Genomic DNA, 12,692 nt, shown 5'->3' with positions numbered 1-12,692 from the left:
CCTTACGCCTTGTCAGCTGCGTTCTTTTTCATCTGCTCCAGCATCTCTTCTTTGGTAAGTCGCTTCTTGCCACGCGCGCGGCGCGGCGCATGGCCTTTATGATCGTCATGCTTGTTGTAGGTGCTGCTGCCAAACTTCGGCGCATCTGGGTTTTTACTGTTCATCTGTCTGTCCTCATAGCTTGCCCTGCAATGCACCAAGCGCACCTCTCGCACAACACATAAGACTCCATCATACGTTTCCTGTCTCCATAAATATCCCCGCCGGAGGCCCTGAATTTTCGTAGAAAATTCTCTCTTCTCCAAAACTCAGTCGAAAGATCGAAAATGCACCTGCTCGCCGCCACCCCCGGTTCCATCGACGATGGCAAAGAACCCGTTGATCTCGGTCAAACACCTGCCGATGTGGTCATCATTTCCGCAGCAGACACCGAACTCGCGGCACTCTCAGATGCACGTGCGCAAATCGCCTCCGCTCCAACCCTGCGTCTCGCCTCAATGATGCACTTGATGCACCCTATGTCTGTTGATCTCCATATCGATGAGTGCGCATCCAAGTCCAAACTAGTGATCGCTCGCGTGCTTGGCGGTGTTGGCTACTGGAAATATGGGGCCGAACAGTACGCTGCACAAATGCACAGCACAGGTGTTCCGCTTGCTCTATTACCGGGCGACGATAAGCCCGATGATGAATTGCGTCGCTTAAGCACTGTCTCAGATGAAGATTACGACGCGCTTTGGGCCTATTGTGTGGAGGGCGGCCCAGACAACGCACAAAACCTGCTGCGCTACGCCAAATCCATGCTCGATGGCGCTGAAAAACCAAGCGCTGCATCACCACTCTTGCGCGCTGGCGTCTATTGGCCCGGTGCTGGCATCTCAAATCTCGACGCCGCGCAAGAGGCATGGATCAAAGACGCGCCAATCGTGCCGATCATCTTCTACCGCGCCCTCGTTCAAGGGGCAGGCTTGCACCCGATCAATCGTTTGACCAAAGCACTGATGAAAGAAGGGCTCAACCCACTGCCTCTTTTTGTGGCGTCCCTCAAGGACCCTGTTAGCGTCGCCACCCTGGAACAGGTTTTTAGCGCAGCTCCGCCAAGCGTCATCCTGAATTGCACCTCATTCGCTGTCGGTTCGCCACACGCAGGCGATAACGCCCCAAGTAACCCGCTCACCATGCCAGCCGCCAACGACGCGCCAATTTTCCAGACTGTCCTTTCTGGCTCGACCGAAGAAGCGTGGGCAAGTGGCCTCACAGGTCTGTCTGGCCGCGACATCGCGATGAACGTGGCGCTACCAGAAGTTGATGGACGCATCCTTTCCAGAGCGATCTCTTTCAAGGGCGAAGCCTATTTCGACGAAGCAACAGAGTGCCCCATCGCCACTTACCGCGCTCAGGGCGATCGCATAGGTTTCGCCGCGAAACTTGCCGCGAATTGGGCCAAGTTACGTAGGGTTTCAGCGCAAGACCGTACTGTTGCTTTGGTACTGGCAAACTATCCAAACAAAGACGGTCGCCTTGCCAATGGTGTTGGTCTCGATACGCCTCAAGCAACTGTTAACACGTTGCGCGCTCTCCAAGACGCTGGCTACAGCATCGAAAATGCCCCGCGCGACAGCGACGCGTTAATGTCTCAGATCATGGCAGGCCCCACCAACTGGCTTACAGATCGCGCTCGCAAAGAAGGCGGCGAGACTCTGCCGCTCGACATCTACAAACAGCATTTTGAATCACTGCCTTTTGACGTCAAAGAACAGATCACCACGCAGTGGGGCGACCCTCAGGATGATCCATTTTTGACGCAAGAGGGCTTCAAACTGTCGATCTTCAAATACGGCAATGCGGTTGTCGGCGTGCAGCCCGCGCGCGGCTATAATATTGATCCAACAGACACCTACCACTCCCCAGATCTCGCGCCGCCGCACAACTATCTCGCTTTCTATTTCTGGCTACGCCATGTCCACAGTGCGCACGCGATTGTCCATATGGGCAAGCACGGCAATCTTGAATGGCTTCCCGGCAAAGCAATCGCGCTAAGCCAAGACTGTATGCCCGAAGCCGTCTTTGGCCCAACGCCTCATATCTATCCTTTCATCGTCAACGATCCGGGTGAAGGCACCCAAGCCAAACGCCGCGCGCAGGCGGTCATCATCGATCACCTCACCCCACCACTCGGCCGTGCCGAAACCTATGGTCCACTCAAAGACCTAGAAGCGCTGGTAGACGAATATTATGAAGCCGCTGGCGTAGATCCGCGTCGTATCGATTATTTGCGCCGTGAAATCCTATCCATGACCTCCTCAACGGGCCTCGACAAAGACGCTGGCCTTTCAGGTGAAGACGAAGACGGCGATCTCGCCAAGCTCGACTCCTACCTGTGCGAATTGAAAGAAGCGCAAATCAGGGATGGCCTGCACGTCTTCGGCAGCTCTCCTGTTGATGATCTCGAACGTGACTTAGCCATCGCATTGCTCCGCGTGCCACGTGGAACTGGAGAGGGTGGCGATGCCTCATTGATCCGCGCATTAGCCAGTGACTGCGATGTTGATATCGACCCGCTCGATTGCGACATGGGCACAGCGTACACAGGCCCTCGGCACACAATCTTGAAAGACCAAAGTGGCGACACTTGGCGCTCCAACGGTGATACCGTCGAGCGGCTTGAATTGCTCGCGATGCAGGCGATCACTTGGGATAAACCACCTGAAGGTTTCAACGCCAGCGCGCTTGTTTTGGCCGAGCTTCATCAAACAGTTCTACCAAATCTGCGATCATGCGGCCCTACCGAAATGGCGGGCCTTCTCACCGCTCTGAATGGTAAATTCGTCCCCCCTGCCCCTTCTGGCGCACCCACGCGCGGGCGCCTTGATGTGCTTCCCACCGGACGCAACTTCTTCTCTGTTGATAGCCGCGCAGTGCCGACGCCGACCGCGTGGGCATTGGGATGGAAATCAGCCAATCTGTTGATTGAAAAGCACCTGCAAACCCATGGCGATTGGCCGCGCACGATGCTGCTGACCGCTTGGGGCACCGCCAATATGCGCACGGGTGGCGATGACATTGCGCAGGCGCTCGCGCTCATGGGGGTAAAACCAAAATGGGACAGCGCCAACCGCCGCGTCACGGGCTTTGAGGTTCTTCCCGAAGGCGTGCTTGGGCGCCCACGCGTGGATGTCACATTGCGCATTTCAGGCTTCTTTCGCGATGCTTTCCCCCAGTTGATTTCACTGGTTGATGGCGCAGCCAAAGCCGTGATGGCCCTTGATGAATCAGAGGATCAAAACCCAGCCGCTGCACGTGCCAAGCAAGAAGGCAACTCATCCCGCGTCTTTGGCTCCAAACCCGGTGCATATGGCGCAGGACTGCAAGCGATGATCGACGAACGCCTCTGGGCGAACAAAGCCGATCTAGCAGAAGCCTATCTGGAATGGGGCAGCTACGCCTACGGCGCGGGCAGCGAGGGCAAGCCGGATCGTGCAGGGTTTGAAAATCGACTGAAGCAAACCGAAGCGATCGTGCAAAACCAAGATAACCGCGAGCATGACCTGCTCGATAGCGATGATTATTATCAGTTTGAAGGCGGCGCCGCAGCTGCGGTCAGCATCTTGCAAGGCCAAGATCGCCCGATCTATCACAATGACCATTCGCGCCCAGAGCGCCCTGTTATTCGCACGTTGGACGAAGAAATCGGCCGCGTTGTGCGCTCTCGCGTGGTCAATCCTAAGTGGATCGACGGAGTGAAACGTCACGGCTACAAAGGTGCGTTCGAGATGGCGGCGACCGTTGATTACCTTTTCGCTTTTTCCGCCACAACTGGCGCAGTGAAAAACCACCATTTTGATCTTGTTGAATCCGCATTTTTGGAAGACGACGACACACGCGACTTTATCGAAGAGCATAATCAACCTGCCCTTATTGAAATGGCCGAACGCTTCCAAGAAGCCATAGACAGAGGCCTCTGGATCCCCAAATCCAACTCCGCCCGCGCGCGTATCACACAAATTTTAACCCAGACCGGGCATTCTTTTGATTAAGGTCGACCAAACACACTCGACGCAAACCCGCACAAGTTAAAAGAGACTCCAATGCTCGCATCTTTGACGAAGATCATTCTAACGCTGTTTGCACTGACAGCACTGGTCGCTTGCGCGCAACAATTGCGCAATTCGGGCCAACCAGAGCTTGCGCCAAAACCTCAAGGCGCGCTGCGCGTTGCTACGCAAAATGTCCACTATATCTGGCTAGGAAAAGCTGACGGCGCATGGTCCGTGAGCGATTGGGAGCGACGCAAAGACGCGATGGACGCGGCGTTCAAAACCATCGACGCCGATCTGTTTGCCTTTCAGGAAATGGAAAGTTTTGACTTTGGCAGCGATCCCAATATCAATCTTGCGCGCGATTGGCTGACTGCGCAGAACCCAGATTACGCCTTGGCTGCACACGGACCTGCGGACGTGTTTCCGCCGACCCAACCGATCTTTTACCGCAAGGAAAGATTGGACATGGTGGACCAAGGCTGGTTTTTCTTCTCCGACACACCTGACGTGATTTATTCACGCACCTTCAACGGCTCGTACCCCGCCTTTGCGTCTTGGGCTTTGATGGAAGATCGTCAAAGCGGCTCCCAGTTCTACGCCATTAACCTGCATTTCGAATTCAAAAGCGCGTCCAACCGCCAGCTGTCTGCCGCACTCGTTGCTGACCGCATTGCACCATGGATCAAAGCGGGCACACCTGTGGTGATGCTTGGCGATCTCAATGCCCGCAAAGGGGCTAAAACCTTGCAAATTCTAGAGGGGGCGGGCATTATCTTCGCGCCCGTTGCAGGCTCGACCTATCACCTTAATCGCGGTGCGAACTTGTTTGGCGCGATTGATCATATCGGCTTTGTAAATGGCCCGGTGCCCGTTAGCCCGCCTGTGGTTTTGCGCAAAAGCTTCGATGGTGTGTGGCCGTCAGATCATTATCCTGTCGCGCTAGACCTGCGCTTGCCCTAAGCTAAACGAAATTAAAAGGAGCTTTCCGATGAGTGCTGATAGCGAACGTCACGCGATGAAAATGGCCAAGAAGAAGGCCGCACGCGATAAAATCATGGCCACAAAGACCGATGAAAAAGGTCTGATCGTCATTCATACGGGCAAAGGTAAGGGCAAAAGCTCTGCTGCGTTTGGCATGATTTTTCGCCACATCGCGCATGATATGCAATGCGCCGTGGTGCAGTTCATCAAAGGCGGGATGAGCACGGGCGAGCGTGATCTGATCCTTGGCAAGTTCTCTGACATTTGTTCGTTTCATACGATGGGCGAAGGCTTCACGTGGGAAACGCAGGACCGCGACCGCGACACCGAAATGGCGCAGGCCGCTTGGGAAAAAGCCAAAGAACTGATCCGCGATGAGAGCAACAAGATGGTGTTGCTGGACGAGATCAACATCGCGCTGCGTTATGATTATATCGACGTGAACGAGGTGGTTGAATTCTTGGTAGAAGAGAAACCCGCTATGACCCACGTGGTGATGACGGGCCGCAATGCCAAGGATGATCTGATCGAGATCGCCGATCTGGTGACCGAGATGGAGCTGGTGAAGCATCCGTTTAGGTCTGGGGTAAAGGCGCAGATTGGGGTGGAGTTTTAAGAGGGGTATATTGCGCTTCTTTGGAAGATATCACCTAATCAAAAAGGCAATTCCCACGCCTTAAAAGCGCTCCTTCAAGACATGGAACAGCTTGCTATTAAGGCAGCGTTGAACCTAGGGGATTTGTTTAGTGTTCCTAGGTTCTGGGAGCCTGGGTTGCCCCGCTTATGATGATGACTTGACTGTCTATCATCACACGCAAGCCGGCCCCCCCGAATGCGTCATACGCCGTGATTGAAAAATCGCGGGGAGACTGGATCGTGACATTCCGCGCGATTCCCAATTATGTAGCGCAAGCAAGCGCATGTGCACTCGGGTACGGACGTAGAGATTGGGCCAGAGCCTTGGCAACCGTTTGGCTCGAAGAATAGTCAACCGATTGGCATCAGGGTCTAATTCAATGCCCCCATTTGGTTTCGCAACAACAACTTAACCATGTTTTCACATCGAATTCTTCATCCCTGAAACTCAACGTGATGCGCTCAAAAATGCCCGATTTTAAATGTCTGACAATTAATCCTAGGTGAATTTATGATTCTCTGGCACGCTTAGATTGCGTGCAGCCCAATTAGAGCTGAACAACATACGCACACTTTGGGAGGACATTATGAATCTAAGACCTGATCCAACATTTTATCCAACGCCAAAAATGGCGATGGACGCGCCAGTGGAAAAACTGGCTTTTACCCTTATGCTCAGCCCCGATGGCAGCAAGCCAGACGGTCTTGCTGTGGTCGATGTAGACCCCACATCCAAGACCTATGGCACCATTGGCATAGCTTGTTCATGCCAAATCTTGGCGATGAGTTTCACCACTTTGGATGGAACGCATGCTCTTCTGCGCTATCGCCGCTGACGGGCCATGCTTTTCTTGAACGTCGCTACCTGATCATTCCGGGCATTCGTTCTAGCCGCATCTATATTATTGATGTGAAAGAACCGCTGAAGGCCAAGATCCACAAGATAATCGAACCCGAAGAGCTGTTTGCGAAAACTGGCTATTCGCGCCCCCATACGATCCACTGCGGTCCTGAGGGTATTTACGTATCCACCCTTGGCGGTGGTGGCAAGGATGGCACAGACGGACCACCCGGCATTTTCATTATGGATTGCGAAACCTTTGAGATTCTCGGTCGATATGAGATGGATCGTGGCATTCAGGACAAGCATTATGACTTCTGGTGGAACCTGCCGCGCGATTACATGATCAGCTCCGAATGGGGCCTACCGCCGCAGTTCGAGAACGGTGTCGTGCCCGAAGACTTGCTTAGCAATAAATACGGTCATTCGATCCACTTCTGGGATCTGCGTGCGCGCAAGAACATCCAAACCATTGATTTGGGTGCGAACCATCAGATGGCGCTCGAAATTCGCCCGGCACATGATCCTGCCAAGCAATTCGGATTCTGCGGTGTTGTTGTTGATACGAGTAATCTGCAAGGTGCCATCTTTACGTGGTGGCGCAATGATGACGGTACATTTGAGGCCAAAAAGACCATCACCATTGATCCGGTTCCTGCTGATCCGGATGACCTGCCTGATCTGCTCAAAGGCTTTGGCGCGGTGCCCCCTTTGGTCACCGACATCGATCTGAGCTTGGATGACAAGTATCTTTACGTGGCGTGTTGGGGCCTTGGTCAGATGCACCAATATGATGTGTCCGACCCGATGAACCCTGTGTTGACGGGCAAGGTTGAGCTCGGCGGTATCACAGCTAAGAAAGATCATCCCAACGGCAAGCCTTTCGCATATGCCCCGCAGATGGTTGAAATCAGCCGCGACGGCAAACGCGTGTATTGGACCAATTCGCTGTATTCCACTTGGGATGACCAATTCTATCCCAATGACGAAGGTGGCCAAATGGTTATGGCCCATGTGGGCGAGAATGGCGGCCTGACATTGGCAGAGGATTTCTACGTTGATTTCCCTGAAGGCTATCGCAGCCACCAAATCCGGCTTGAAGGCGGTGATTGTTCCACAGACAGTTTCTGCTACCCGTCCGTCTAATTCATGGATGAGATAACAACTGCGGCGGCCCTTTGGTGGGCCGTCGTCGCGTCTGGCCTCTATCATGGCGTGAACCCGGGTATGGGATGGCCACTGGCCGTCTCATCTGCCCTCATGGATCGTCAATATAGCGCACTATATAAGGCACTTGGCGCGCTCGCGTTCGGCCATGTTCTGGCGATGACAGCGATTTTGCTGCCTTTCTCCGCGCTCCTGTTTCTGGCCGAATGGCAACGCGAAATCCAAATCGCTGCGGCGCTGCTTGTTGTCGCGCTTGGCGTTTATTTACTGATCAACCGTCGCCACCCCCGCTTTTTGTCGCGCGTCCCGCCCTCGCGTTTGGCGCTTTGGTCTTTTTTGGCAGCGATGGCGCATGGTGCTGGCCTGATGCTGGTTCCAATCTTTCTTGGGATATGTAGCACAATTGAAAGCGATACAGGACATGCCGCAGCTGCCGCTCTTATGGCCAGCAATATGGGAACCGCGTTGCTCGTTGCCTTGTTACATACCTCGGCGATGGCACTCTCTGGCGGGGCAATTGCGATTGGGGTCTATCATTGGCTCGGCCTGAAGTTTTTACGCCAAGGTTGGTTCAACCTAGATATTGTCTGGGCTCTGAGCCTCGTGCTTGTCGGCGTCATTTCACTGGCCACGTTGCATTGACCTAGCTGCGCTCCTGCGCGAACATTGAAGTTCTCTATCAAGGATCAACGCCATGCCCAAAACCCGCCTGCTGACCGAATTTGGCCAAGGCGCATCCCTGCGCCGCCAAGACTACACCCAAGCTGCGCGCCGCGCGTTGCAAGACGCATTGTGGCATAACTCCATCAACCTCGCAGAGCTGTTTGGCAAAGACAAAGAAGCAATGATCATTGATGTAGAAGTGGGCGTACAACAGCCAGATCAGCTCGATACAGAAACGCTCAAAGACATCTTCCCCTATGGTCAAATCAGCATCACTGGCACCAAAGGCGGGCTTGATGTGCCACGCCCGGATGGCAACCCTACGGTGATTGCGACGGTGGCCATCAACGTGTCCCTTGATCTGGAGCCAGCAACATGAGCAATGATCAGCGCTTCATCATCGAAATGGGATCTGGCAATGACCAGTACGGCATGGACTATACCAAAGCTGCCGCGCGCGCGATTGAAGATGCAATTCGCCACTCTGCCATTCCAATGCTCGCCGCTCGCGCAATTGCGCACACTGACATGCGCGTGCAAGTAACGATCGGGGTGCAGGAACCCGATAAACTCGACACAAAGGCACTCACATCCAAGCTTCCACGCGGAACAACGACTGTGACGGCCACACACGGCGGCCTCAATGTGATCAATCCTGATAACGGCGACACGATTGTAATTGCAACAGCAGCGGTAGAAGCCTTCTTGCCCAAACAAGATTAACTTCATTTTTCCAAATAAACTTCGGGGGTTTGGGGGCTGGCCCCCAACCAACGCTTGCTGCAAAACTATTGCGGTCATATAACTTGACCAATCAGCAAGAAAGCCCCGCATGCCGTTTCGTCCCGTCGAACCCGAGAAGCTCTCAACCGCGGTTATTCGTCAGATCGAAGACCTCATCTTGCGTGGCATTTTGCGTCCCGGTGAACGCTTGCCATCCGAGCGTGAACTCTCGGATCGCTTAAGTGTCTCGCGCCCGTCTTTGCGGGATGCGATAGCGCGCTTGCAAAACGATGGTCTGCTTACCAGCAAAGCCGGTGCAGGCGTTTTCGTCGCTGATGTGCTTGGGTCTGCCTTCTCGCCTGCGCTGACCAGTCTGTTTGCGCGCCATGACGATGCAGTGTTCGACTACCTTTCCTTTCGCCGCGATATGGAAGGGCTAGCCGCTGAACGCGCCGCAAAGCTAGGTTCGCAAACCGATCTTGATGTGATCAACGCGATTTTCAACAAAATGCAAAACGCGCATGAGAAGAATGCGCCGGACGAAGAAGCCCAGCTCGATGCCGATTTTCACCTCGCCATCATCGAGGCAAGCCATAACGTGATTATGCTCCATATGATGCGCTCGATGTATCAGCTTTTGCGCGAAGGTGTGTTTTACAATCGTCAGGTGATATTCAAACAAAGCACCACCCGAGACGCGCTGTTGCAGCAGCACGAAAAGATAAACACGGCGCTCCAAGCGCGCGACCCTCAAGCTGCGCGCGACGCTGTCGTTTCGCATCTCAGCTTTGTAGAGGGGTCCTTGCGCGACGATGTCAAAGCGCAAGCAAATGAAGCAATTGCGCAGCAGCGCTTTGAACACGAAAACGCAAGAGGTCGTAAATGAAAGTAGCTCTCGTCACAGGTGCCGCGCGCGGTATTGGATTAGCAACGACGCACCAATTCCTTGCGAAGGGATGGCGCGTTGTAATGGTCGATTGGGATGGTGATGAGCTCGCGCATAGCACCAAGGACCTAGAGAATGTGATAACGCTCAACTACGATATTTCGCAAACACAAGACGTGGCCCGCGTGGTTTCAAAAACCCTAGAGGCATTTGGGCAGCTTGACGCGTTGGTCAATAATGCGGGCGTCGCTGATTTTGGCCCCATCGAGGAAACCGACTTTGATCGGTGGCGTCGGATTATGTCCATCAATCTCGATGGGACATTCTTACTCTCCCAAGCTGCGACTGATGCGCTCAAGGCGAGCAAGGGCGCAATTGTGAACATCGGCTCCATCTCAGGTTTGCGCGCATCCACCTTGCGCGTGGCTTATGGTACGTCCAAAGCAGCCGTTATTCACCTGACCAAACAACAAGCCGCAGAGCTAGGCGAATATGGAATTCGTGCCAATTGCGTCTGCCCCGGCCCTGTGCGCACCAAGCTCGCGTTGGCAGTACATACACAAGAGATCATCGACAGCTATCATGACGCGATCCCGCTCAATCGCTACGGATCAGAAGATGAAATAGCCTCAGTCATCACCTTCCTTTGCTCGGATGAGGCGTCATATGTCACGGGTCAAATTATCGCGTCTGATGGCGGCTTTGAAAGCACTGGTGTAGGACTGCCGGCTTTGCGCACATAAAAGCGTTGGCACAGCACAACGCTCAAGCGCGCTTAGCCCCCAAGTTGCGGTTTCATTGCCTGAAAGATGACCGCAGTCGCAACATTAGCTAGATTCAGTGAGCGCACTTTTTCACTCAGCATTGGCAAGTGAAAGACTCGATCTTCCATCCCATCTAATAGGGATCGCGGCAAGCCTGCAGATTCACAGCCAAAGATAAGATAGCCATCTGGATCGTATTCCGGCTCATAGAGGCTTTGCTGCCCGTGTTCTTCAAAGAAATAAAGCGCATCACGCTCAGGTTTGCGGATCTCCAAGAAATCGTCCCAGCTCTCATATTGGGTCAAGTTCACATGCTTCCAATAATCTGTCCCCGCGCGGCGCACAGATTTTTCGTCCAATGAAAAGCCCAGCGGTTTGATCAGGATAAGTTCTAGATTAAGCGCCACACAGGTCCGCCCAATCGCGCCTGTGTTCCAAGGAATTTCAGGCGTGACGAGTACAATTTTCATACGTGGCAGAGACATAAGCACAGGCTTTCAAGAAGATGCGCTGATCTGCGCGAACGCGCTACCGATACCTAGCTCATGATCTAATCGCAATAACCCTCGGCGGGCATCACAAATGACGGCCATCACTGTTCTGCGCGTCGTTTCGCAGCACGGTGATGGCGAATTCTATACTTTCACCCAAGCACGGCGTTAGTCTATTGGGGGCACTAACACAAAATTGCCTACATGGGCCTTTTTCAGAAACTCCTGCTGTGCTTCAGCGATTTTCTCAAGCGGAAAGACCTTCGCAAGCAAAGGACGTATTTCACCGCGTTCGATATATGAAATGAGATTGGGAAAGACTGGCGCATCCCACGCGGTACTTCCAATCAATGTAATGTCTTTGAGATACATGTCTCGCATATCAAGGCTAACGATCGGGCCTGCAATCGCGCCAGACGAGACAAACCGACCACCTCGTTTCAACACCTTCAGCATATTCGGAAAGCCGTCCCCCGCCACATTGTCGACGACCACATCGACCGCCATTTCGCCCAACTCACCCACTAGGTCAGCCCCACGATCAAGGATGATATCCGCGCCAAGTTGTCTAAGCGCATCGGCCTTGTTCGAGCTTGTGATAGCAGCCACGCGCGCGCCGCGGCGCTTCGCCAATTGAACAGTCGCGGATCCGACACCACCCGACGCGCCCGCGACCAGCACCAGATTGCCCGATCTCACATTTGCCCGATGGAGCATGTTTTCAGCCGTTCCATAGGCGCATGGAATAGTCGCCAGCTCGGCATCAGACCAATCACAGTCTACTACAAAAACCTCGCTTGCAGGCACCTTGACGTATTGCGCGAAGGCCCCGTTGAAGTCCGAAGCCATCCAGATGCATTGCATGTCATCAAACCCATTAGGCCGCATACAGGCACGTACAAGCACGCGCTTACCAATGAGGGCAGCGTCAACATCATCCGTGGCCTGAACGACTTGCCCGCAACAATCTGTACCTTGGATCAGAGGAAACGGGGTTGCATCGCTCCAACCACCGTCACCTTTTTGATCGGCTTTAACGTCCTGTTCTTGAGCAGCCGCATTTGTATCCGTTGTAACGCTTGAGGAATACCAACCAAGTCTGGTGTTGATTTCAGTATTGTTTACACCCGCGGCCAAGACGCGGATCAAAACTTCACCTTGTTCTGGAACAGGGGTTGGAACCTCGCGATATGCGAGTTTGTCATACCCACCATTGCCTGTCGTCTCGACGGCCATCATTGTTTTTTTCAAACTGAGAGCGCTATGGCGTGTCATTCACTGTCCCTTTGGTCACATTTGACCCATCGGGTGTGTCAGACTCGCAGGCACAAGCCAAGCTTCGAAACACAATCAATCAAATCTGAGAACTTGTTTTTGATCCTTTTGGGGACGGTCCTTGCCGCTCGCGGCACGACTTTCAGATAAGACAAATTCGTCATTCGCATAGCAAGCGGAATTCAGGTGGATCGAGCGCATAGTCGGTCTTTGACTGAAAAACGG

At 53.6% G+C, this 12,692-nt stretch carries 11 protein-coding genes and 1 pseudogene; 9 read left to right on the top strand and 3 right to left on the bottom strand.

Translation table 11 applies throughout. The features are described 5' to 3' along the window. Nucleotides 1-2: 2 nt before the first annotated feature. Nucleotides 3-164: a hypothetical protein gene (locus tag ACTG3Z_RS10180; RefSeq protein ID WP_375264401.1), complete on the bottom strand. Its 162-nt coding sequence runs from the start codon at nt 162-164 to the stop codon at nt 3-5. 162 nt (nt 165-326) lie between these two features. Here ACTG3Z_RS10180 and cobN point away from each other — a divergent pair, with 162 nt between their 5' ends. From cobN to ACTG3Z_RS10135, 9 genes and pseudogenes are all read left to right on the top strand, one after another. Continuing rightward, on the top strand, nt 327-4,037 hold the full coding sequence (gene cobN / locus ACTG3Z_RS10175) for a cobaltochelatase subunit CobN (RefSeq protein WP_439142964.1): 3,711 nt from the start codon (nt 327-329) through the stop codon (nt 4,035-4,037). 51 nt (nt 4,038-4,088) lie between these two features. Continuing rightward, the gene (locus ACTG3Z_RS10170) at nt 4,089-5,000 is read left to right on the top strand and encodes an endonuclease/exonuclease/phosphatase family protein (protein ID WP_439142963.1); all 912 of its coding nucleotides are present in this window, start codon (nt 4,089-4,091) and stop codon (nt 4,998-5,000) included. 28 nt (nt 5,001-5,028) lie between these two features. Next, nucleotides 5,029-5,637 (top strand): cob(I)yrinic acid a,c-diamide adenosyltransferase, encoded by a 609-nt coding sequence (gene cobO, locus ACTG3Z_RS10165; protein ID WP_439142962.1) that lies wholly within the window; start codon nt 5,029-5,031, stop codon nt 5,635-5,637. A gap of 607 nt (nt 5,638-6,244) precedes the next feature. Continuing rightward, nucleotides 6,245-7,644 (top strand): annotated as a pseudogene (locus ACTG3Z_RS10160) (selenium-binding protein SBP56-related protein). Nucleotides 7,645-7,647: 3 nt separating this feature from the next. Continuing rightward, nucleotides 7,648-8,307, top strand: coding sequence for a hypothetical protein (locus tag ACTG3Z_RS10155; protein WP_439142960.1), 660 nt, complete (start codon nt 7,648-7,650; stop codon nt 8,305-8,307). Between the two features lie 52 nt (nt 8,308-8,359). Further along, a complete protein-coding gene (locus tag ACTG3Z_RS10150) occupies nt 8,360-8,707 on the top strand; it encodes a Lin0512 family protein (RefSeq protein ID WP_439142959.1) in 348 nt (115 codons plus the stop codon). Beyond that, entirely contained in the window at nt 8,704-9,051 is a 348-nt protein-coding gene (locus tag ACTG3Z_RS10145) for a Lin0512 family protein (RefSeq protein WP_439142957.1), read from the top strand. The genes ACTG3Z_RS10150 and ACTG3Z_RS10145 overlap by 4 nt, the downstream gene beginning before the upstream one ends. Before the next feature lie 109 nt (nt 9,052-9,160). Beyond that, nucleotides 9,161-9,937, top strand: a complete 777-nt coding sequence (locus ACTG3Z_RS10140; protein WP_439142956.1) for a FadR/GntR family transcriptional regulator — start codon at nt 9,161-9,163, stop codon at nt 9,935-9,937. Continuing rightward, nucleotides 9,934-10,680 carry an SDR family NAD(P)-dependent oxidoreductase gene (locus tag ACTG3Z_RS10135; RefSeq protein ID WP_439142955.1) on the top strand — a complete coding sequence of 249 codons (747 nt, stop codon included), beginning with the start codon at nt 9,934-9,936 and terminating at the stop codon, nt 10,678-10,680. The genes ACTG3Z_RS10140 and ACTG3Z_RS10135 overlap by 4 nt, the downstream gene beginning before the upstream one ends. A gap of 32 nt (nt 10,681-10,712) precedes the next feature. On the opposite strand, the gene ACTG3Z_RS10130 is transcribed toward ACTG3Z_RS10135, so the two are convergent. Together ACTG3Z_RS10130 and ACTG3Z_RS10125 are read right to left on the bottom strand one after the other, a co-directional pair. After that, nucleotides 10,713-11,186 (bottom strand): tRNA (cytidine(34)-2'-O)-methyltransferase, encoded by a 474-nt coding sequence (locus tag ACTG3Z_RS10130; protein ID WP_439142954.1) that lies wholly within the window; start codon nt 11,184-11,186, stop codon nt 10,713-10,715. 174 nt (nt 11,187-11,360) lie between these two features. After that, the gene (locus ACTG3Z_RS10125) at nt 11,361-12,467 is read right to left on the bottom strand and encodes an alcohol dehydrogenase family protein (protein WP_439142952.1); all 1,107 of its coding nucleotides are present in this window, start codon (nt 12,465-12,467) and stop codon (nt 11,361-11,363) included. Between the last annotated feature and the right edge of the window lie 225 nt (nt 12,468-12,692).

Source organism: Planktotalea sp. (assembly GCF_965659345.1).
Taxonomy (GTDB): domain Bacteria; phylum Pseudomonadota; class Alphaproteobacteria; order Rhodobacterales; family Rhodobacteraceae; genus Planktotalea.
Note: the sequence above shows the minus strand (reverse complement) of the source record. Positions and strands in the feature narration are given on the sequence as shown.